The sequence below is a fragment of the Stutzerimonas kunmingensis genome (assembly GCF_014764705.1).
GTDB lineage: Bacteria > Pseudomonadota > Gammaproteobacteria > Pseudomonadales > Pseudomonadaceae > Stutzerimonas.
Genome location: NZ_JACXXG010000031.1, coordinates 1 through 22,114, shown reverse-complemented (window position 1 = coordinate 22,114; position 22,114 = coordinate 1). Strand labels below are relative to the sequence as shown.

Below are 22,114 nucleotides of genomic sequence, written 5' to 3'. Positions count from 1 at the left end.
ATGGTCAGTGTTGCATTTTCGGACAAGTATTTTGACAGCCTGCTGAAGCTTACGCCGAACGAGCAAGCGCAGGCTAATAAGGCGGTCATGCTGTTTCAGCAGGATCCGCAGCATGGCGGTCTGCACTACGAGAAGCTGACAGCTTTCAGGGATGACAAACTGCGTTCGATCCGGGTGAACCAAGATGTTCGTATCATCCTGGCTACAGTGGAGAAACAGAACTTATATCTGATGCTCTACATCGATCACCACGAGCAGGCTTACTTTTGGGCGGCCCGTCGTAAGGTCGAGATCAACCCCAATACAGGCAATCTGCAAGTATTTACTGTCCAGGAGCAAGAATTGATTGCGACCGAGCAGCCTGCCATGGTTACCCAGCCTGGGCTGTTTGATGCTATCCGTGACCGTCAACTAGTCCAGTTGGGAGTGCCGGAGGAGGCCTTGCCACTGGTACGTAGCATGAAGATCGAGGCTGATTTGGAGACTGCGCGCCTAAATGAGCAGATCCCGGCAGATGTGCATGATGGCTTATTCATGTTGATGGCTGGCGCCAGCTTCGATGAGGCCTTCAACGAGGTTATTCCGGCAATTACACAGCAGGTGGATACCGACGATTTCGCTGCGGCATTGGCTCGTCCCGAGTCTCGCGCGTGCTTTGTTGTGGCAGAAAATGAAGAGGCACTGCAGGAGGTGCTCAATCAGTCGCTGGAGAAATGGAGGGTATTTCTGCACCCAGCACAGCGGCGTTTGGTAGAAGGCAAGAAGAATGGCCCAGTGCGAGTGCTAGGCGGTGCTGGTACCGGAAAGACGGTGGTGGCCATGCACCGTGCCAAATGGCTGGCAGAGCATGTGGCCACTCCTGCTAATAAGGTGCTGTTCACCACCTTTACTCGCAATCTGGCGGCGGATATCCAGCAAAATCTTAATAAGATATGCAGCCCGGCCCAACGCGAGCGTATCGAGGTAATCAACCTGGATGCTTGGGTGATCAGCTTTCTGAAGAAGCAGGGCTATGATTACGGTTTGCTAATGAATACCCAGCAGGAGAGGCAGCTCTGGGAGCAGGCATACTCCGACAAACCGGCTGGTTCTGGGCTGAGTCTGGCGTTCTTTCAAGAAGAATGGGCGAGGGTGATTCAACCTCTATCAATTATGACCGCCGATGAGTACAAGACCTCCTCTCGTATCGGTCGCGGTACGCCACTGAATAGACAGCAGCGTATCGATATCTGGCCTGTGTTTGAGCGTTATCGACATCTGCTGTCGAGCAATTACCTCAAGGAGCCGGATGACGCTTATCGCGATGCGCGCCGACTGCTTGAAGGCAGCCCTGAGCTGCGACCGGAACTGTGCGCGGTTATCGTGGATGAGGCTCAGGACATGGGGACCCAGGCATTCATGCTCATCCGTGCTCTGGTGCCCCCAAGCTCTAACGATTTGTTCATTGTCGGCGATGGGCACCAGCGCATTTATGGCAAAAACAAGGTGGTATTAGGCCAGTGCGGTATTGATATTCGAGGCCGGAGTTCTCGCCTGAAAGTGAACTACCGCACTACTGATGAAACCCGACAGGTCGCGGTTAGTGTGCTTGAGGGGGTGTCTGTTGATGATCTTGATGGCGGTGAGGATACCCAGGCTTATTACCATTCACTGATGCACGGGCCTAGTCCGTCAATCAGGAGCTTTGCCAGCATGACCGAGCAGGTACAACAGGTGATAGAAGACCTGCTGGCCAATGATCTGGCCGCAGATAATTGCTGCGTGATCGCCCGTACCCGCAAGGAATTAGTGGAAATTCAGGCTGAATTCGTGAACCGTGGTCAGCGCTGCCATATGCTGGATCGCGACAGTACTCCCACCCCAGATGGAGCCATCAACCTAGCGACGATGCACCGGGTGAAGGGGCTTGAGTTTGATGCCGTATTCATCCTTTCGGCGAATAAAGGGTTGGTTCCCCTGGACTTCGTGGTTAACCAGGCAGCTGATTTGGTGGCCAGGCGCCAGAAGGAAAACGAGGAGCGTGCGCTGATATACGTCAGTCTGACGAGGGCCCGGAAGTTGGCGTTTGTCTATGGATATGGGCAGATGAGTGAGTGGTTTTGAAATTGAGTGCCTTGGCTGTGTTGAACCGTAGACACTCGATACGCGCTTTTGGTCGGTGTCTTACGGTTTGTAACGGCGAATGGAATTGGCTAGGTAGATTAGTCAGATGAAGTTTTTTTAAGAAAGATAGTTTTCAATTTATCTCCCAGAAGCCGCCAAGCCTCGGTTTTTTCTTTCGCATAGTCGTGATGCAGATAGTGCCGCCGAACCTTAGATCCGCCTAGAAGATGGTTCTGGCAGCGGTCGATGATCTCTAGGGTTATGCCGAGCTCCTGCATCATGGTTGCGCCTGTGCGGCGCAAATCATGTGGCGTCCATTCACCCTTGGTTCCCTTACTCAGTACCAATGAGTCGTCATGGTGCCGGCCGGCAAGGGGCTTGCTGCGGTTTTTGAATCGGCACTGTCTGTCGCCGATCAGCTTGCTGACCGTCTTCGTGTCGACGTGGTTTTTTCCATCCTTGCTGGGGAAGCAGAACGGTGTATCGCTGGTTTCTTTGTGCAGCCGCTTGAACTGGTCCAGAGCAAAGGCTGAGAGAAAGACGTGGTGATCCTGACGTTTACCCTTATGCCCCTTGGTTGCTTCGGCTGGGATGAACCAGGTGCCTTTGTCCAAGTCCACATGCCGCCATTCAGATTTGAGTAACTCGCCGATGCGGCAAAGCGTGCTCAGGCAGATCCACACTGCACACTGAACACGCGAGTTGACAGGGCGAATACCTGAATATTTTTGGCCGGCGGGTAGGGCCTCGTAGTCACGCTCGAGGCGCTCGAAGATATTGCGGAGCTCACGGATCTCATCTGGCGAAAGCAGTCTGTCGCGCTGTTCTTCGTAGTCGTGATCCAGCAGCTTGCTCACGTCGATCAGGTCGGCGGGATTGCCGTCCGCCATCAGAGTGCGCCACGGCTTACGTTTTTCTCCCCAACGCAGCATCTGGCCGATGTCCTTGCTGCGGATCACGACGGTACGGTTCAGGCCACGCGCTTTGACTGAGCGTAGGACGGTGAGTAAATCTTTCTCTGTCAGACTGCGAAGCGGCTTCTTGCCAATGAGGGGGAGTACGTCTTTTTTGAAGCTGCGAATCAGTTCAGCATTGCCATCCTGCCTAGAGACGCCGTCGCGTATCCATTCGTCAAACAGGTCTGCCACTGTTTTGTTTTCGGCGGCTTCACGCTCAGCCTCAGCAATAGTGGCGGCAATCGCAGCTTGCGCCTCTATCCGCGCTGCTTTGGCGGCAAGAGTAGGGTGCAAGCCTTTCGTAACCAGAGTCCGGGCTTCGTCACGCTCAGACCGGATTTGCGCCAAGCTTTTCTTCGGCCAGCTGCCCAGCCGCTTTCGGGTTCTGGAGCCATCTAGTTTGAATTCATAGCTGAATTGAACAGTGACTCCGCGTACGCCAGCTCGCACCTCTGCCACCAGCCCTCCATCCTCTCGGAAGACCTTTCCATGATCTTCAGCTGTGAAAGCCTCCAGTTGCTTGATCGTCAGCTTGGCCACACTCTACCCCTAGTAAAATTTTTCGCGTCCGAATTTTGTGCCACTTTTGTGCCACCGAAACGCTTGGCTGCTGGTGGACGATAGTGGACGCCATGGGAAGGTAAAATAGCCTGAAAGCCCCGTAATTACTAGGTTTTAGGTTGTTTGCGGTTGTCTATGGTGATCTATGGAAATCCACTAAATAAGCGCATGGGGTGCAAGGGGTCGAGTGTTCGAATCACTCCGTCCCGACCAAAAACCTCAAGAAATCCAGTCACGTGGCGGTGACTGGATTTTTTTTTGCCCGGTCGACGCTCATCGATGTGGGGACTTTTGGGGGGGCTTTTTTCATCCTGCCTTCCTCCTCAGTATCGTCAGCGCCGGCCCTCGCGAATCCGTCGCCGATATCTTGTTGGCCTCATCGATCAGCTTGCCCAGTTCGGCCGCCGAGTAGTGGCTGGTGATGCTGTCGTTCTTGTGGCCCAACGTAGGACCAAATCGTTCATTCGATGCATCGGGTGGCGTGCCTGGTTTTCGCCATGCTTTTCTCGCTGGCACTCACTAATGGACGAAAGCTCTAATTTACTGAAAGTCCCGGCTACGCACATCGAGCCCGGTGAGCAGGGGCGTGAGGTCGCTCAGGCGGCCGGCGATGACGTGGCGAACGCCGCTGGCGGATTCTAGGTGGCCGTCGATGCGAAGCAATTGGGACTGGATCAACGGCCGCCTTTGGCGCTCGGCCAAATCGCGCCATACCACTACGTTGACCATGCCGAACTCGTCTTCCAGAGTGACGAAGATGACACCGCTGGCGGTCTGCGGGCGCTGTCGGCCGATAACCAGGCCGGCGACGCTGACTAGGCGCCCATGTTCGATCGTGGCCAGTTCCCGTGAGTTCTGGCAGCGCCTGGCCTTGAGCTCATTTCGCAGCAGGCTCAGCGGATGCGGCCCCAGCGTAGTGCCGAGGGTCGCGTAATCGTTGAAAAGGTCTTCACTCACCGAAGGCAGCGGCAGGTAGATGGGCGTTTCCTCCATAGCGGGCAGGCCGTCAAACAGGGGTAACTGTGGTTCGATCCCTGCAACGGCCCAGCGCGCACGATGCCGATGACCGGCCAGACCGCGCAGGGCCCCGGCATCGGCGAGCTGCTCGCGTGCGCGCGGTTCGAGCTCGGCACGACGGCATAGGTCATGGATGTCCGTGAATGGCTGGCATTGGCGTGAGGCTTCGATGCGCTGGGCATCGGCTTCCCGAAAGCCGCGCACCATACGTAGCCCCAGGCGGATGGCCGGTTGTGCCTGGCGGCTTGGTTCGAGACTGCAATCCCAGCCGCTGTGCCGAACGTCCACCGGGCGTATTTCCAGCCCGTGGCGGCGAGCATCCTGCAGTATCTGATCCGGATTGTAGAAGCCCATTGGCCAGCTGTTGATCAGGGCGCAGGCAAACGCAGCCGGTTCGTGGCGCTTCAGCCAGCAGCTGGCATAGGTGAGCAGCGCAAAACTCGCAGCGTGCGATTCGGGAAAGCCGTAGCTGCCGAACCCTTTGATCTGTTCGAAGATCCGCGCGATGAATTCGGGCTGGTAGCCTTTGGCAAGCATTCGCTCGGTCAGCCGCACGCGGTGGGGCTCAAGGTTGCCGTGGCGTTTCCAGGCGGCCATGGCACGGCGCAGCTTGTCGGCCTCGTCTGGTGTGTACTCGGCCGCCACGATCGCCAGTTCCATCACCTGTTCCTGAAAAAGAGGCACGCCAAGGGTGCGCTCGAACACCGGTTTCAGTTCTTCGGACGGGTAATCCACCTTTTCTTCGTGGTTACGTCGACGCAGATAGGGATGCACCATGTCGCCCTGGATCGGTCCGGGGCGAACGATGGCGACCTGGATGACCAGGTCGTAGAAGGTCTTCGGGCACAGGCGCGGCAGCATGGCCATCTGCGCCCGCGACTCGATCTGGAAGACGCCGATGGTATCGGCCTGGCTGATCATGTCGTAGGTGGGTTTGTCCTCCGCGGGCAGCGTGGCGATGGTCCAGCGCGTACCGCGATAATGCTCGATCAGGTCGAAACAACGTCGTATCGCGCTGAGCATGCCCAGGGCCAGCACGTCGACCTTGAGCAAACCGACTGCGTCGAGATCGTCCTTGTCCCATTGAATCACCGTGCGGTCGGCCATGCTGGCATTCTCGATCGGCACCAGGGTATCGAGTGGCTGCTCGGAGATCACGAAGCCGCCAGGGTGCTGGGAAAGGTGGCGAGGAAATCCGATAAGCGCATCGGTCAGCACCAGAACCCGGCGCAGAACCGGATTGTCCGGGTCGAAGCCGGCCTCGCACAGCCGAGAATCGTCGGGTATGTGTTCACTCCAGCGCCCGCAGCAGCTGGCCAGGGCGTTGATCTGGTCCGGCGGCAGCCCCAGCGCCTTGGCGACATCCCGCAGGGCGCCGGTTGCGCGGTAGCTGCTGGCGACGGCGGTGAGGGCGGCGCGATTGCGCCCATAGCGCTGAAAGACGTACTGGATGACTTCCTCACGCCGGTCGTGCTCGAAGTCCACGTCGATATCGGGTGGCTCGTTGCGTTCGCGGGATAGGAAGCGCTCGAACAACAGTTTGCTGCGCACCGGGTCGAGCTCGGTGATACCCAGCACGAAACAGACGCTTGAGTTAGCCGCTGAGCCTCGACCCTGACAGAGAATGCCCCGTTCGCGGGCGAAGCGGACTATGTCGTGCACGGTCAGGAAATAGCTTTCGTAATGCAGGTCGGCGATCAGCTCGAGCTCATGTTCGAGCTGCGCGCGGGCCTTTTTCGTGATGCCGTCCGGCCAGCGCCAGCTTGCGCCATCCTCGACCAGCTTGCGCAACCATGAGGTGGTGTCATGTCCGGGCGGGACCAGCTCGTGGGGATATTGATACTTCAACTGGTCGAGCTGGAAATGGCAGCGCTGACTGATGCGAAGGGTTTCAGCGAGCAGCTCGGCTGGATAGAGCTGGGCCAGTTCGACGATCGATCTGAGGTGGCGTTCGCCATTGGCAAATAGGTGACATCCTGCTTCGGCCACTGGCAGATGGTGGCGGATGGCGGTCATGCAGTCCTGCAATGCCCGACGACCGCGGGCATGCATGTGCACATCGCTGCAGGCCACCGCGGGTATGCCCAGGCGTGAGGCCTGCGCCAGGCTTTGCCGCAGCTGCAGCGCGTCGTCCGGCCCCCGATGCAGTTCGATGCCGAGCCACAGCCGCTCGGGAAAACGCTCGCGCAGCCACTGGCCTTCGGCATCGGCGCCGGTGTGGGCGGGCAGCCAGATTGCCAGCAGACCCTCTAGTGGCCACTCGCTCAGGTCTTCGCGCAGCGCCTGGTAACGGCCTTTCTCGGCTCGTCGGCGGGCACGGGTTATCAATTGGCAGAGTGCCTGGTAGCCGGTCAGGTTTTCCACCAGCAAGACCAGCTTGGGCCCGCCCTCGATCTGCACCTCGCTGCCGATGATCAGCGGCAGGCCGGTGTCCTTCGAGGCCTGCCAGGCGCGCACGATACCGGCCAGGCTGCATTCATCGGTGATCGCCAGAGCGTCATAGCCCTGGCGTTTGGCGCGTTCGAAGAGTTCGCTCGCGCTGGATGCACCCCGCTGGAAGCTGAAGTTGGACAGGCAATGCAGCTCGGCATATTCGGCGTTCATGCGAACCAGCCGTGCAGCAGCAGGGGGCCTCCGGCGAGGTCGCGAAACGCCCAACCCTGTTGGCCGGTAGCGGTTTGCACCCGGTAGTAGTCGCGTCGCGCGTCGGCACCATCCCACCAGCCTGACTCAATGCGCTCGGGGCCGGTCAGGGTGAGCAGACCCTCTTCGCGCAAGGGTTGCGGATTACTCAGCAGCCAGCCGGGGCGCAACCCCACGTGAGGCAATGGTTCGGTGCGGGCGAGGCTGCTTTCCCGCCAGGCATATTCGGGACGGTGGTCCGCTCGTGCGCTCAGCGATACCACGGCATCGTCGCCCAGTCGGGCGCGGAGGCGTTCGCGCAGTTGCTCCCAAGGCACATTCTGCTGCGGGCGCTCGTCGAACAAGGCCTGATGGGCCGGCGTGAAGGCTGGCAGATCACGAGCCAGCAGACGCACGGCCAGGACGGGGGCCGGCAGTTGCAGGTGCTCGAGGCGGCCGCGGGTCAGTTCGAACAGCATGGCGGGCTCGCGTTCGGTACTGAGCATGCCGACCGCTACCTCGCTGTCGGGCAGGGTGCGATGTTCCAGGTACAGGCTGAAACGCTGGACGCCGCTGTCCCGCCCGGCGAGAAAGGCGGCCAGGTCGGCGGTCAGTCTGCGCAATGGAAACAGCAGAGCCTGGTGAGATTCGACTTCGAAATTCAGTTCGATGCGGGTGTCGAAGACATCCGGCGGGCGGTAGAACTCCAGAGGCAGCGGCCGATGCCCGAGCAGGGTGTCGAGCTGGGTCAGCACTTCTTCCGGAAAGCGTCTGGCCAGGCTGTCGCGCGGCAGGGCGAGCAGTTGATGAAGATAGCGCAGGCCCATGCGTACCAGCGATGTGCTGACTTCTCGGGGCAGGCCGAGGCGCTCGATCGGCAGTACCCCGAGCGCCTGATGCAGCGTGGCTGTATCGGTCACGGCCAGCCCGTCATGGGCATTGGCGAGGATGCGCGCGGCCGCCGGGTTGGGCGCCAGGGTGATGCGGTGGCGGAAGCCCAGAGCCGTGAGCTCCTTGCGTAGACGCGTCTCGAATCGTGGCCATGGGCCGAACAGGCCGAGGCTGGAATGCACCTCCAACAGCAGGCAGCGCGGGTAGTGCAGGCTGACCTGTGCGCTGTAGCCGTAACCCCAGGCCGCCAGAAACCGCTGCCAGCGTTCGATCATCAGCGGGTTGTAATCGGCGGTGGCGAAGTCGTGGGTCAATGCCTGGGCTGCGATCAGCGTTTGCCCTGGCTTGAGGCCGAGCTTGCGGGCGGCTGCGTTGACGACCTGCAGCACGCGGCGCTGTGGCGGGCCGGTGAGCAGGGCCAGCGGCGCGGCGGCATCGTCGCGGTGGCGCAGGATGCCGTCCATGGCCAGTTGCGGCAGCAGAATGCAGGCCCAGAGCATCGTCACGCCTGTTGCCAGGCGCTGGCCGGGAGCGCCTGTCCTGGAGCCAGGCCGCCGCGGCACTTGATGACACGTAGCTGCGCCGGCTGGGCCTCGATGGTCAAGCGTAGTGCCGCCGGTGATGGGTTATTTGCTTCACGCAGTGACCGATAGACGAAGCCCAGGGTTTGGCCGGATTCAGCAGCAATCTGCAAGCGCCTTAAGGCACGGTCATCAGCTTGTTGCGGCCAGCACAGCACGGCGGTACAACTGCCGGAACGTAGGCATTGTTCTGCAGCCCACAGCGCATCGCGGCCCTTTGCCTGGATGATGGTCAGCCACTGCAGGTCTACACCCGCGGCCAGCCAGGCCTGGGGGTAAGGTCGATGAGGGGGCGTTATCAGCACCACCCGCTCGCCGGCGGTGGTCAGTCGTGCAAGGGTCGGCCACAGCAGATTCAGCTCGCCAATGCCCGTGGCCGCGACGAGGAGCTCGCTGATGGCCGACTCCGGCCAGCCGCCGCCGGGCAGGAACTCATCCAGTGTGGCATTTCCGGTCGGCTGGACGGCCGTGCGAGACGTTATGGCCTGACCACGCCAGACGCGACGTGTATCCAGCAGGCTATCGAGGGCGACCACTGCGGTCATGAAGAGGCATCCAAAATAACTGTATATAGATACAGTATTTGGCCTGCCGCGAGTTGGTCAAGCACGACGCGATGAGTGAGCGCGACACTTCATCTGTTCGAGCGCATGCTCTCTCCATGGAAGGCGGGGCCAGCCTGAAAGCTGCTCGGCCATTAGGCGTCGCCAAGCCCTGATCACTGCTTGTGCTCGGAAAACCCGTCGATTAGCATTCGCGCCCGGGATAAGAGGCCGCAGTGCTCATGTTTGCTGCTTCCCGGCCATATCGAGATTGGAAAGCCCGGTTCGCCCGCGATCCGGGCTTTTTCTTTGCTGTTCGGGGCGCATGATGGCCCTGTATCGACGAAGCTGAACGAGGGAAATGCCATGCGCGAGCGTTTGTTGGCTGCGGAAAAGGTTAAGTCGATCGAATGGCTGGACGGGCGCCTGAACCTGCTCGATCAGCGCAAGCTTCCCGTCGAAGAGATTTGGTGCAGCCATGATTCCGCAGCGTCGGTCGCTGCGGCGATCCGGGATATGGTCGTGCGCGGCGCGCCGGCAATCGGCATCAGCGCAGCCTATGGCCTGGTCCTTGCGGCGCGTGCCCGTATCGCCGGCGGCGGTGATTGGCGACAGGCCTTGGAGGAGGACTTCAAGGTGCTGGCCGATTCCCGTCCCACTGCGGTCAATCTGTTCTGGGCGCTGAACCAGATGCGCGAACGACTGGATCGCCTCAAGCCGGGTGAAGACCCGTATGCAGCGCTGGAAGCCCAGGCCATTTCCATCCATGACAGCGATCGCGAGGCAAATCTGGCGATGGCGCAGTTTGGCGTCGACCTCATCCGCCGCCATCAGGGTAATCCGCAGAACCTGCTCACCCATTGCAATACCGGCGGCCTGGCGACCGGCGGTTTCGGTACGGCGCTCGGAGTCATCCGGGCGGCGCATCTTGAGGGGCTGGTAGAGCGGGTGTATGTCGATGAGACCCGGCCGTGGTTGCAGGGCTCCCGGCTGACGGCCTGGGAACTGCTCGGTGATGGCGTTCCGGCTATGGTGAATGCGGACTCGGCGGCTGCTCATCTGATGAAATCCAGAGGCATCTCTTGGGTGATCGTCGGTGCGGATCGCATCACCGCCAATGGCGATGTGGCGAACAAGATTGGCACCTACCAGCTTGCGGTCCTGGCGATGCACCACGGCGTGCGTTTCATGGTGGTGGCGGCGAGTTCGACCATCGACATGGCGTTGGAGAGCGGCGAGGAGATCCAGATCGAGGAGCGCGCCGGCAGCGAGCTGCTTGAGGTCAACGGTCAGCGCTTCGCGGCTGATGTCGAGGCATTCAACCCGGTGTTCGACGTGACGCCGGCCGATCTCATCGACGCCATCGTCACCGAGAAAGGTGTGGTTGAGCGCCCGAACGCCGCGAAGTTGGCTGAGCTGATGAGCCGCAAACGGCTGCACTGAGTAATGGCCGGTCGCGCTCGGGCGTGGCGTGCAAGCCGGTTTTGCTCCGTGCAAGGCTCAGTTTATAGCAGTCGTCTGTGTTACCATCCCGCGCTTATTACAGGACCCTGCTGACTATAAGGAACCAGGCTTCCATGGGCGAACTGGCCAAAGAAATCCTCCCGGTCAATATCGAAGACGAGCTCAAGCAGTCCTACCTTGATTACGCCATGAGCGTGATCATTGGCCGTGCGCTGCCGGACGCGCGCGATGGCCTGAAACCGGTACACCGCCGCGTACTGTTCGCCATGAGCGAACTCGGCAACGACTGGAACAAGCCGTACAAGAAATCCGCCCGTGTGGTCGGTGACGTGATCGGTAAATACCACCCGCACGGCGATTCGGCGGTATACGACACCATCGTGCGTATGGCTCAGCCGTTCTCGCTGCGCTACATGCTGGTCGACGGTCAGGGCAACTTCGGTTCGGTCGACGGCGATAGCGCTGCAGCGATGCGTTACACCGAAGTGCGCATGGCCAAGCTGGCCCATGAGCTGCTGGCCGACCTGGAAAAGGAAACCGTCGACTGGGTGCCCAACTACGATGGCACCGAGCAGATCCCGGCGGTCATGCCGACCAAGGTTCCCAATCTGCTGGTGAACGGCTCCAGCGGTATTGCGGTAGGCATGGCGACCAACATCCCGCCGCATAACCTGGGCGAAGTGATTGATGGTTGCCTGGCGCTGATCGACAACGCCGATATCACTATCGACGAACTCATGCAGTTCATCCCGGGCCCCGATTTCCCCACTGCCGGTATCATCAATGGCCGTGCTGGCATCATCGAGGCCTACCGCACCGGCCGTGGCCGCATTTATATCCGTGCTCGCGCCGATATCGAAGATATCGACAAGGTCGGCGGCCGCCAGCAGATCGTCATCACCGAGCTGCCTTACCAGCTGAACAAGGCACGGCTGATCGAGAAGATCGCCGAGCTGGTGAAAGAGAAGAAGATCGAAGGCATCACCGAGCTGCGTGACGAGTCCGACAAGGACGGCATGCGCGTGGTCATCGAGCTGCGCCGCGGCGAAGTGCCGGAGGTGATCCTCAACAACCTATACGCCCAGACCCAGCTGCAGAGCGTCTTCGGTATCAACGTGGTTGCGCTCATCGATGGCCAGCCACGTACGCTGAACCTGAAAGAGCTGCTGGAAGCCTTCGTTCGCCACCGCCGCGAAGTCGTTACCCGCCGTACCGTCTACGAACTGCGCAAGGCGCGCGAGCGTGGGCACATTCTTGAAGGGCAGGCGGTCGCGCTGTCCAACATCGATCCGGTCATTGCGGTGATCAAGGCTTCGCCAACTCCAGCCGAGGCCAAGGATGCGCTGATTTCCACTGCCTGGGAATCGAGCGCCGTTGAAGCCATGGTCGAGCGCGCAGGGGCTGATGCCTGTCGCCCGGAAGGCCTCGATCCGCAGTTTGGCCTGCGTGACGGCAAGTACTTTCTGTCGCCGGAACAGGCGCAGGCGATTCTTGATCTGCGTCTGCACCGCCTGACCGGCCTCGAGCACGAGAAGCTGCTCAGCGAATACCAGGAAATCCTCACCCAGATCGGCGAGCTGATCCGCATCCTGACCAATCCGGTTCGCCTGATGGAAGTCATCCGCGAAGAACTGGAAGGCGTGAAGCGCGATTTCGGCGATGCACGGCGCACCGAGATTCTCGAGTCGCGTCTGGACCTGACGCTGGCGGACCTGATCACTGAAGAAGAGCGCGTCGTCACCATCTCTCATGGTGGTTATGCCAAGTCGCAACCGCTGGCCGCCTACCAGGCGCAGCGCCGTGGTGGTCGCGGCAAGGCTGCGACTGGTGTGAAGGAAGAGGATTACGTCGAGCATCTGCTGGTTGCCAACAGTCACACCACGCTGCTGCTGTTCTCCAGCAAGGGCAAAGTGTACTGGCTGAAGACCTACGAGATTCCCGAAGCATCTCGCACTTCGCGTGGCCGCCCGCTGGTCAACCTGCTACCGCTCGATGAGGGCGAGCGCATCACCGCCATGCTTCAGGTCGATCTGGAAGCGCTGCGCAAGCAGGCCGCCGAAGGTGAGGACGACCTGGACGAAGCAGAAGGCCTGGTCATCGAGCATGATGATGCGGACGACGTCGAAAGCGATGACGCCGACAGCGACGAGAAAGACGAGCCGACCGGCTCCTACATTTTCATGGCTACCGCCAATGGCACGGTCAAGAAGACACCTCTGGTGCAGTTCAGCCGTCCGCGTACGTCCGGCCTGATCGCGCTCAAGCTGGAAGAAGGCGACACCCTCATCGCTGCGGCCGTCACCGATGGTGCCCAGGAAGTGATGATGTTCTCCGACGGCGGCAAGGTCATCCGTTTCAAGGAAAGCAAGGTTCGCATCATGGGCCGCAATGCCCGCGGTGTACGCGGTATGCGTCTGCCCGAAGGGCAGCGCATCATCTCCATGCTGATTCCGGAATCGGGTGCTCAGATCCTTACCGCATCTTTGCGTGGCTACGGCAAGCGCACCGCGATGGAAGAGTTTCCACGCCGCGGTCGCGGTGGTCAGGGCGTCATCGCCATGGTCACCAACGAGCGTAACGGTCCATTGATCGGTGCCGTGCAGGTGCTCGAGGGCGAGGAGATCATGCTGATCTCCGATCAGGGCACGCTGGTCCGGACCCGCGTCGACGAGGTGTCATCGCTGGGTCGCAATACTCAGGGCGTCACCCTGATCAAGCTGAGCAAGGGCGAGCATCTGGTTGGTCTGGAGCGCGTGCAGGAGCCATCCGAGGAAGACGTGCTGGAAGACATCGAAGCGTTGCTCGATGACGACGCCCTCGAGAAGGAAATGCCTGTACTCAGCACCGAGCCGGGCGAGGATGAACTGCTCGGCGGGGCTGGCGACGTATCTCCGGATGTGGTGCCGACAGACGACGAAGACTGATCGGCGAAAGCAATCCGCAATCAGGTGGTAGCGCGGCGGACGGTAGAGGTACCGGTCGCCGCGCCGCGGGATTCAATATCGAGCAAGAGCGAGAGAACAGCAGTGAGCAAACGCGCCTTTAACTTCTGTGCCGGTCCGGCTGCGCTTCCCGAAGCCGTCCTTCAGCGTGCCCAGGCGGAGCTTCTCGACTGGCATGGCAAGGGCCTGTCGGTCATGGAGATGAGTCACCGTAGCGACGAATACACCGCTATCGCCGAAAAGGCCGAACAGGATCTGCGCGACCTGCTGGCGATTCCGTCGAACTACAAGGTGCTGTTCCTCCAGGGGGGCGCCAGCCAGCAGTTTGCCGAGATTCCGCTGAACCTGCTGCCGGAAGATGGTGTTGCCGACTACATCGATACCGGCATCTGGTCGCGCAAGGCGATCGAAGAGGCGCGTCGTTTCGGTAACGTCAACGTGGCGGCCAGCGCCAAACCCCTCGATTATTTCGCCATTCCAGGACAGAACGACTGGCAGTTGAGCGAGCACGCGGCGTACCTGCACTACGCGAGCAATGAGACCATTGGCGGCCTGCAGTTCGATTGGATTCCGGATCTCGGCGATACGCCGCTGGTCGTCGACATGTCCTCGGACATTCTGTCGCGGACCATCGACGTCTCGCAGTTCGGCCTGATCTACGCCGGAGCACAGAAGAACATCGGGCCATCCGGGCTGGTGGTCGTCATCGTTCGTGAAGACTTGCTCGGCCATGCGCGTTCCGCTTGCCCGACCATGCTCGACTACAAGGTCGCGGCGGATAACGGCTCGATGTACAACACGCCGGCAACCTTTTCCTGGTATCTCTCGGGGCTGGTCTTCGAGTGGCTGAAGGAGCAGGGCGGCGTCGAGGCGATGGAGCAGCGCAACCGCGCCAAGAAGGACATGCTCTACGGTGCCATCGATGCCAGCGATTTCTACACCAACCCGATCGCCATCAATGCGCGTTCGTGGATGAACGTTCCGTTCCGTCTGGCCGATGAGCGTCTGGACAAGGTGTTCCTGGCCGGCGCCGACGCGCGTGGCCTGTTGAACCTCAAAGGGCATCGCTCCGTGGGTGGCATGCGCGCTTCTATCTACAACGCCGTAGGCCTGGATGCGGTCGAAGCGCTGGTGGCCTACATGGCCGAGTTCGAGAAGGAGCACGGCTGATGAGCGACGCCGATCAGTTGAAGGCCCTGCGGGTTCGAATCGACAGCCTCGACGAGCGCATTCTCGTTCTGATCAGCGAGCGCGCCCGCTGTGCCCAGGAAGTCGCCCGGGTCAAGACCGCGGCGCTGGCCGAGGGCGAGTCCGCGGTGTTCTACCGTCCGGAGCGCGAAGCCTGGGTGCTCAAGCACATCATGGAGCTCAACCGCGGGCCGCTCGATAACGAGGAGATGGCGCGTCTGTTCCGCGAGATCATGTCGTCCTGCCTGGCCCTGGAACAGCCGCTCCGGGTTGCCTATCTCGGCCCAGAGGGTACCTTCTCCCAGGCTGCGGCGCTCAAGCATTTCGGCCATGCGGTCATCAGTACGCCAATGGCAGCCATTGATGAGGTGTTCCGCGAGGTTGTGGCGGGGGCTGTGAATTTCGGCGTAGTGCCGGTGGAGAACTCCACCGAAGGTGCAGTCAATCACACGCTGGACAGCTTCCTCGAGCACGACATCGTGATCTGCGGCGAAGTGGAGCTGCGTATCCACCACCATTTGTTGGTGGGCGAGACGACCAAGACTGATCGGATCACGCGCATCTACTCCCACGCGCAATCGCTGGCGCAGTGCCGCAAGTGGCTTGATGCCCACTACCCGAATGTCGAGCGCGTAGCGGTTTCCAGCAATGCGGATGCGGCCAAGCGGGTCAAGAGCGAGTGGAATTCGGCGGCCATCGCCGGCGACATGGCTGCCCAGCTCTACGGTCTGACCAAGCTGGCCGAGAAGATTGAGGACCGCCCGGACAACTCCACGCGATTCCTGATTATCGGTAGCCAGGAGGTGCCGCCGACCGGCGATGACAAGACCTCAATAATCGTCTCGATGCGCAACAAGCCAGGCGCCTTGCACGAGCTGCTGGTGCCGTTTCATGCCAACGGCATCGACCTTACTCGAATCGAAACGCGGCCGTCGCGCAGCGGCAAGTGGACCTACGTGTTCTTCATCGATTTCCTGGGTCACCACCAGGATCCGCTGATCAAGGATGCTCTGGAGAAGCTCGGGCAGGAAGCTGTGGCTCTTAAGGTGTTGGGTTCCTACCCCAAAGCGGTTCTTTAATTGCGGCTTCAGGTCGCGGCAGTGGGGCAGGCGACCGGCTTGTACCTGCCGCCTGAGGCCTGCAGCCTGAGGTTTTGTTATGAGTTGTGATTTCCTCGCCCTGGCGCAGCCAGGGGTGCAGAAGCTGTCGCCGTACGTACCGGGCAAGCCGGTTGAAGAACTGGCGCGCGAGCTGAGTTTGGACCCCGCAGGAATCGTCAAGCTGGCCAGTAACGAGAACCCGCTGGGGCCAAGCCCGAAAGTGCTTGATGCGATCAGGGCTGAGCTTTCGGAGTTGACCCGCTACCCGGACGGCAACGGCTTCGCGCTCAAGCAGCGACTTGCCGAGCGCTATTCGGTCGGAATCAATCAAGTCACCCTGGGCAATGGTTCCAACGACATTCTTGAACTGGTTGCGCGCGCCTATCTGGCTCCGGGACTCAACGCCGTGTTCAGCGAGCATGCCTTCGCTGTCTATCCGATCGCGACGCAGGCGGTCGGGTCCGAGGGACGTGCCGTGCCGGCCAGGAGCTGGGGGCACGACCTCGACGCAATGGCGGCGGCCATCGACGAGAATACCCGCGTGGTTTTCGTCGCCAACCCCAACAATCCCACCGGAACCTGGTTCGATGCTGCTGCGCTGGGTGGATTTCTCGCGCGCGTACCGGAGCGTGTTCTGGTGGTGCTGGACGAGGCCTACATCGAATATGCCGAAGGGCAGGAGTTGCCGGATGGCCTGGCGTTTCTGGCCGACTATCCGAACCTGCTGGTTTCGCGCACCTTCTCCAAGGCTTATGGGCTTGCTGCGCTGCGGGTCGGCTACGCGATCAGTTCGCCGGTGATCGCCGATGTGCTGAATCGCGTCAGGCAGCCATTCAACGTGAACAGTCTGGCACTGACGGCGGCTTGCGCAGCGCTGGATGACGTCGATTACCTGCTTGCCAGCCGCAAGGCGAATGATGCCGGGATGCTTCAGCTGGAAACGGGTTTCCGTCAGCTGGGACTGGAGTGGATCCCTTCGCGGGGCAACTTCATCGCGGTGGACTTCGCCCGTGACGCTGCGCCGATCAATCAGGCGCTGTTGCGCGAAGGGGTGATTGTGCGTCCTGCGGCCGGATACGGTATGCCAACATTCCTGCGTATCTCAATTGGCACCGAGCAGGAAAATGCACGCTTTCTCGATGTGCTGCGCCAGGTACTCGCTCAGTGAATCACGCTCGTCACGCGCAGCAGCCTTCGCCGATTGTGAATCGCCTGGTTGTGATCGGACTTGGCCTGATTGGCGGCTCGTTCGCCAAGGGCTTGCGTGAGGCTGGCCTTTGTCGCGAGGTGGTCGGCTTCGATCTGGATGCACGCTCGCGTGAGCTGGCGGTCGAACTGGGCGTGGTGGATCGCTGCGCCGACACGCTCGCCGAGGCTTGTCATGGGGCTGACGTAATTCAGCTTGCGACGCCTATCCTTGCGCTGGAGCGGCTGCTTGGTGAACTGGCGAAGCTCGAACTGGGCGACGCAGTGATCACTGACGTCGGCAGCGCCAAGGGCAATGTCGTGCGCTGTGCGCGTAAAGTGTTCGGCAACATGCCACCAAGGTTCGTGCCTGGCCACCCCATCGCCGGCTCCGAACTCAGTGGCGTGACGGCGGCGAACAGCACGCTGTTTCGACGGCACAAGGTGATCCTGACGCCGCTGGAAAATACCGATCCGCAAGCGCTCACCCTGGTGAGCAAGCTCTGGTCGGCGCTGGGTGCGGATGTCGAGCATATGGAGGTGACGCATCACGATGAGGTGCTGGCTGCCACTAGTCATTTACCGCATCTGCTGGCCTTCGGACTGGTTGATTCGCTCGCCAAGCGCCATGAGAATCTCGAGATATTCCGCTACGCGGCAGGTGGTTTTCGCGATTTCACCCGTATCGCCGGTAGCGATCCGGTGATGTGGCACGACATCTTTCTCGCGAACCGCGAGGCAGTGCTGCATACCCTGGACGATTTTCGTGCCGACCTCGACGCGCTGCGCGCCGCGGTCGATGAAGGAGACGGGCACAAGCTGTTGGGCGTTTTCACTCGCGCCAAGGCTGCCCGGGAACATTTCAGCAAAATACTGGCTCGCCGAGCCTATGTGGACGTTATGCATTCCAATGACCTCGTTTTCCTCGCCAACCCTGGCGGCAGCCTGACCGGCCATCTGCGTGTGCCAGGCGACAAATCCATTTCTCATCGCTCGATCATGCTCGGCTCCCTTGCCGAGGGCGTGACGGAAGTCGAAGGCTTCCTGGAAGGCGAAGATGCTCTGGCGACCATTCAGGCGTTCCGGGACATGGGCGTCGTCATCGAGGGTCCGCATCAGGGGCGCGTGACGGTCCATGGTGTCGGTCTGCACGGCCTCAAGGCCCCGCCCGGGCCGATCTACCTGGGCAACTCAGGAACCTCCATGCGGCTGCTGTCCGGTTTGCTCGCGGCGCAGCCGTTCGATACGACGTTGACGGGTGATGCGTCCCTCTCCAAACGGCCGATGAACCGCGTCGCCAAGCCGCTGCGTGAGATGGGAGCCGTTATCGAGACGGCACCGGAAGGGCGTCCGCCGCTGACCATTCGCGGCGGCCAGCGTCTGTCCGGCATGCATTACGAAATGCCGATGGCCAGCGCGCAGGTCAAGTCCTGCCTGTTACTGGCCGGCCTGTATGCAGCTGATCAGACCTCGGTAACCGAACCGGCTCCGACGCGTGATCACACCGAGCGGATGCTTCGCGGTTTCGGCTATCCGGTGACCGTCAAGGGCAGTACTGCGGTTGTCGAGCCAGGGCACAAGCTGCGTGGTACTCATATTGAAGTGCCTGCCGATATTTCTTCAGCGGCATTCTTCATGGTGGCGGCGAGCATTGCGCAGGGTTCGGAGATCGTGCTCGAGCATGTCGGCGTGAATCCGACCCGTACCGGCGTGATCGACATTCTGAAGTTGATGGGCGGCGACATCTCTCTGGAGAACCCGCGCGAGGTGGGCGGCGAGCCGGTGGCGGATATTCGCGTGCGTGGCGCGCAGCTCAAGGGTATCGACATTCCCGAGGACCTGGTTCCGCTGGCGATCGACGAGTTCCCGGTGCTCTTCGTGGCTGCGGCCTGCGCGGAAGGTCGTACTACGTTGCGCGGTGCCGAAGAGCTGCGGGTCAAGGAGTCTGACCGCATCCAGGTCATGGCGGACGGGCTGCAGACACTGGGGGTCAAGGCTGAACCGACCCCGGACGGAATTGTCATCGAAGGTGGTGCGATCGGTTCCGGTGAAGTCTGGGCGCATGGCGATCACCGCATCGCGATGTCCTTCAGTGTGGCTGCGCTGCGAGCCAATGGCCCGATTCGAATCCATGATTGCGCCAACGTGGCGACGTCGTTCCCCAACTTCCTCTCCTTGGCGCAGCGCGCCGGCATGCAGGTACATTCGGAGGGTGATTCATGATCAGGCCCGTTCCGGTCATCACCATCGATGGGCCGAGTGGCTCGGGGAAAGGCACAGTTGCAGCCTTGCTCGCGGGCAGGCTTGGCTGGAATTTCCTCGACTCCGGTGCCTTGTATCGCCTGCTGGCATTCGCAGCGCGCAATCACGGGGTCGATCTGACCAACGAAGAAGCGCTGAAGGTGCTCGCCGAGCACCTCGATGTCCAGTTTGGTGCCGCACGCGATGGGCACGGCATGATCATCATTCTGGAGGGGGAGGAGGTCACCGAGTCGATCCGTAACGAGCAGGTTGGCGCCGGCGCATCCCAGGTCGCAGCGTTACCGGTGGTTCGCACCGCCTTGCTACAGCGACAGAAGGCCTTCCGCGAGGCACCGGGACTGGTCGCGGACGGGCGTGATATGGGTACTGTGGTATTTCCCGACGCGCCGTTGAAGATATTCCTCACCGCGAGTGCGGAAGAGCGTGCTCGCAGACGTTACTTGCAGTTGAAGGCGCGAGGCGATGATGTTAATCTCGCGAGTCTTCTTGAGGAGATTCGGGAGCGCGATGAGCGCGATACCCAACGTGCGGTGGCCCCGCTGAAGCCGGCAGATGATGCCGTTCAACTGGATTCCACTACACTCTCCATTGATGAGGTGTTGCAAAAGATTCTGAGCGAAGTCGCCGACCGCGATTTGGCTGGATGATCGGAACGCCGAAAGGCGGCCAAACGGATCTTGAGTAGGCACAGCCAGCAGGCTGTGCATCTCGGGGCCGTTAACAAGGAGGCATGTGGGAGACCAGATCCAGTCCCACAGGCCTTTTTTTATATGAATGAACCCACATTGTCTGGAATGTGGAGATTGGGCGGATTCTCGCCTGAAAACAGCAGGAATCAACATGAGCGAAAGCTTCGCAGAACTATTTGAAGAAAGCCTTAAATCCCTCGACATGCAGCCGGGTGCCATCATCACCGGCATCGTGGTCGACATCGACGGTGACTGGGTCACCGTGCATGCCGGCCTCAAGTCCGAGGGCGTCATCCCGGTCGAGCAGTTCTACAACGAGCAGGGCGAGCTGACCATCAAGGTGGGTGACGAGGTCCACGTTGCTCTGGACGCGGTTGAAGATGGCTTTGGCGAAACCAAGCTGTCCCGTGAAAAAGCCAAGCGCGCGGAATCCTGGATTGTTCTGGAAGCGGCTTTCGCTGCAGAAGAAGTGGTCAAGGGCGTCATCAACGGCAAAGTCAAAGGTGGCTTCACCGTCGACGTCAACGGCATTCGTGCGTTCCTGCCGGGTTCGCTGGTCGATGTCCGCCCTGTGCGCGACACCACCCACCTGGAAGGCAAAGAGCTCGAGTTCAAGGTCATCAAGCTTGACCAGAAACGCAACAACGTTGTCGTTTCCCGCCGCAGCGTACTGGAAGCCGAGAACAGCGCCGAGCGCGAAGCTCTGCTCGAGTCCCTGCAGGAAGGTCAGCAGGTCAAAGGTATCGTCAAGAACCTCACCGACTACGGTGCGTTCGTTGACCTGGGCGGCGTCGATGGTCTGCTGCACATCACCGACATGGCCTGGAAGCGTATCAAGCATCCGTCGGAGATCGTCAACGTTGGCGACGAGATCGATGTCAAGGTTCTGAAGTTCGACCGCGAGCGCAACCGTGTATCGCTGGGCCTGAAGCAGCTGGGCGAAGACCCATGGGTTGCCATCAAGGCTCGTTACCCGGAAGGCACCCGCGTTCAGGCTCGCGTCACCAACCTCACCGACTACGGCTGCTTTGCCGAGCTGGAAGAAGGCGTCGAAGGTCTGGTACACGTTTCCGAAATGGATTGGACCAACAAGAACATCCACCCGTCGAAGGTCGTACAGGTCGGCGACGAAGTGGAAGTCATGGTTCTGGACATCGACGAAGAGCGTCGTCGCATCTCCCTGGGTATCAAGCAGTGCAAGTCCAACCCATGGGAAGACTTCTCTGGCCAGTTCAACAAGGGCGACCGCATCTCCGGCACCATCAAGTCGATCACCGATTTCGGTATCTTCATTGGTCTGGACGGCGGCATCGACGGCCTGGTTCACCTGTCCGACATCTCCTGGAACGAGCCGGGTGAAGAAGCCGTTCGCCGCTTCAAGAAGGGCGACGAGCTGGATACCGTCATCCTGTCGGTCGATCCGGAGCGTGAGCGCATCTCCCTGGGCATCAAGCAGCTGGAAGACGATCCGTTCTCCAACTACGCCGCCGTCAATGACAAGGGCAGCATCGTTCGCGGTACCGTGAAAGAAGTTGACGCCAAAGGCGCCATCATCGATCTGGGCAACGATATCGAAGCCACTCTGAAAGCTTCCGAAATCAGCCGCGACCGCGTTGAAGATGCGCGCAACGTGCTGAAGGAAGGCGACGAAGTTGAAGCCAAGATCATCAGCATCGACCGCAAGTCCCGCGTGATCAGCCTGTCCATCAAGTCCAAAGACGTCGAAGACGAAAAGGATGCGATGAAAGAGCTGCGCACCAAGCAGGACGTAGAAAGCACTGGCCCGACCACCATTGGTGATCTGATCCGTGCTCAGATGGAAAACCAGAACTAAGTTCGGGTTCTTCATGAAAAAGGGCGACTTCGGTCGCCCTTTTTTGTGGCGCGCCAGGCATGGCGCGTAGCGCCGTGACTGGCGCTGTCGGGTTCACTGTGGTGGTGAGCCTGGCGACTTGGAGGTGAAAGTCCTCTACACACCCGGCAAGGGGAAGTGTTAGCTGAAGGCAAGGGT

General features: G+C 60.5%; 13 protein-coding genes and 1 pseudogene. 9 read left to right on the top strand and 5 right to left on the bottom strand.

Annotated features, from left to right (window positions below):
• A complete protein-coding gene (locus IEG05_RS18810) occupies nt 1-2,103 on the top strand; it encodes a UvrD-helicase domain-containing protein (RefSeq protein ID WP_191122523.1) in 2,103 nt (700 codons plus the stop codon).
• 98 nt (nt 2,104-2,201) lie between these two features.
• On the opposite strand, the gene IEG05_RS18805 is transcribed toward IEG05_RS18810, so the two are convergent.
• From IEG05_RS18805 to imuA, 5 genes and pseudogenes are all read right to left on the bottom strand, one after another.
• The gene (locus IEG05_RS18805; protein ID WP_191122522.1) at nt 2,202-3,599 is read right to left on the bottom strand and encodes a tyrosine-type recombinase/integrase; all 1,398 of its coding nucleotides are present in this window, start codon (nt 3,597-3,599) and stop codon (nt 2,202-2,204) included.
• A 327-nt stretch (nt 3,600-3,926) separates the two neighbouring features.
• Nucleotides 3,927-4,064 (bottom strand): annotated as a pseudogene (locus IEG05_RS18800) (tyrosine-type recombinase/integrase); the annotation flags it as partial.
• 96 nt (nt 4,065-4,160) lie between these two features.
• Entirely contained in the window at nt 4,161-7,241 is a 3,081-nt protein-coding gene (locus IEG05_RS18795) for an error-prone DNA polymerase (protein ID WP_191122520.1), read from the bottom strand.
• The gene (locus IEG05_RS18790) at nt 7,238-8,650 is read right to left on the bottom strand and encodes a Y-family DNA polymerase (RefSeq protein ID WP_191122534.1); all 1,413 of its coding nucleotides are present in this window, start codon (nt 8,648-8,650) and stop codon (nt 7,238-7,240) included. Before IEG05_RS18790 ends, IEG05_RS18795 begins: the two co-directional genes overlap by 4 nt.
• Before the next feature lie 2 nt (nt 8,651-8,652).
• Nucleotides 8,653-9,276 carry a translesion DNA synthesis-associated protein ImuA gene (gene imuA, locus IEG05_RS18785; RefSeq protein ID WP_191122519.1) on the bottom strand — a complete coding sequence of 208 codons (624 nt, stop codon included), beginning with the start codon at nt 9,274-9,276 and terminating at the stop codon, nt 8,653-8,655.
• Between the two features lie 363 nt (nt 9,277-9,639).
• On the opposite strand from imuA, the gene mtnA reads away from it, so the two are divergent.
• The 8 genes from mtnA to rpsA all read left to right on the top strand — a co-directional run bounded on the left by mtnA (nt 9,640) and on the right by rpsA (nt 21,937).
• A complete protein-coding gene (gene mtnA, locus IEG05_RS18780) occupies nt 9,640-10,716 on the top strand; it encodes an S-methyl-5-thioribose-1-phosphate isomerase (RefSeq protein ID WP_191122533.1) in 1,077 nt (358 codons plus the stop codon).
• 134 nt (nt 10,717-10,850) lie between these two features.
• Nucleotides 10,851-13,661 carry a DNA gyrase subunit A gene (gyrA, locus tag IEG05_RS18775; RefSeq protein WP_191122518.1) on the top strand — a complete coding sequence of 937 codons (2,811 nt, stop codon included), beginning with the start codon at nt 10,851-10,853 and terminating at the stop codon, nt 13,659-13,661.
• A 102-nt stretch (nt 13,662-13,763) separates the two neighbouring features.
• Nucleotides 13,764-14,849 (top strand): 3-phosphoserine/phosphohydroxythreonine transaminase, encoded by a 1,086-nt coding sequence (gene serC / locus IEG05_RS18770; RefSeq protein ID WP_191122517.1) that lies wholly within the window; start codon nt 13,764-13,766, stop codon nt 14,847-14,849.
• Nucleotides 14,849-15,946 carry a prephenate dehydratase gene (pheA, locus tag IEG05_RS18765; RefSeq protein WP_191122516.1) on the top strand — a complete coding sequence of 366 codons (1,098 nt, stop codon included), beginning with the start codon at nt 14,849-14,851 and terminating at the stop codon, nt 15,944-15,946. The genes serC and pheA overlap by 1 nt, the downstream gene beginning before the upstream one ends.
• A gap of 79 nt (nt 15,947-16,025) precedes the next feature.
• Nucleotides 16,026-17,135, top strand: coding sequence for a histidinol-phosphate transaminase (gene hisC / locus IEG05_RS18760; protein ID WP_191122515.1), 1,110 nt, complete (start codon nt 16,026-16,028; stop codon nt 17,133-17,135).
• Nucleotides 17,132-19,375, top strand: coding sequence for a bifunctional prephenate dehydrogenase/3-phosphoshikimate 1-carboxyvinyltransferase (locus tag IEG05_RS18755; RefSeq protein WP_191122514.1), 2,244 nt, complete (start codon nt 17,132-17,134; stop codon nt 19,373-19,375). Before hisC ends, IEG05_RS18755 begins: the two co-directional genes overlap by 4 nt.
• Nucleotides 19,372-20,061, top strand: coding sequence for a (d)CMP kinase (cmk, locus tag IEG05_RS18750; RefSeq protein ID WP_046621889.1), 690 nt, complete (start codon nt 19,372-19,374; stop codon nt 20,059-20,061). Before IEG05_RS18755 ends, cmk begins: the two co-directional genes overlap by 4 nt.
• A gap of 193 nt (nt 20,062-20,254) precedes the next feature.
• Nucleotides 20,255-21,937, top strand: coding sequence for a 30S ribosomal protein S1 (gene rpsA, locus IEG05_RS18745; protein ID WP_003302488.1), 1,683 nt, complete (start codon nt 20,255-20,257; stop codon nt 21,935-21,937).
• Nucleotides 21,938-22,114 lie beyond the last annotated feature (177 nt).

What these genes read in the sequence shown, in the direction of transcription:
- rpsA (WP_003302488.1), top strand. Translation starts at nt 20,255, where the DNA reads ATGAGCGAAAGCTTCGCAGAACTATTTGAAGAAAGCCTTAAATCCCTC.
- IEG05_RS18795 (WP_191122520.1), bottom strand. Translation starts at nt 7,241, where the DNA reads ATGAACGCCGAATATGCCGAGCTGCATTGCCTGTCCAACTTCAGCTTC.
- hisC (WP_191122515.1), top strand. Translation starts at nt 16,026, where the DNA reads ATGAGTTGTGATTTCCTCGCCCTGGCGCAGCCAGGGGTGCAGAAGCTG.
- IEG05_RS18810 (WP_191122523.1), top strand. Translation starts at nt 1, where the DNA reads ATGGTCAGTGTTGCATTTTCGGACAAGTATTTTGACAGCCTGCTGAAG.
- gyrA (WP_191122518.1), top strand. Translation starts at nt 10,851, where the DNA reads ATGGGCGAACTGGCCAAAGAAATCCTCCCGGTCAATATCGAAGACGAG.
- cmk (WP_046621889.1), top strand. Translation starts at nt 19,372, where the DNA reads ATGATCAGGCCCGTTCCGGTCATCACCATCGATGGGCCGAGTGGCTCG.
- mtnA (WP_191122533.1), top strand. Translation starts at nt 9,640, where the DNA reads ATGCGCGAGCGTTTGTTGGCTGCGGAAAAGGTTAAGTCGATCGAATGG.
- pheA (WP_191122516.1), top strand. Translation starts at nt 14,849, where the DNA reads ATGAGCGACGCCGATCAGTTGAAGGCCCTGCGGGTTCGAATCGACAGC.
- IEG05_RS18790 (WP_191122534.1), bottom strand. Translation starts at nt 8,650, where the DNA reads ATGCTCTGGGCCTGCATTCTGCTGCCGCAACTGGCCATGGACGGCATC.
- imuA (WP_191122519.1), bottom strand. Translation starts at nt 9,276, where the DNA reads ATGACCGCAGTGGTCGCCCTCGATAGCCTGCTGGATACACGTCGCGTC.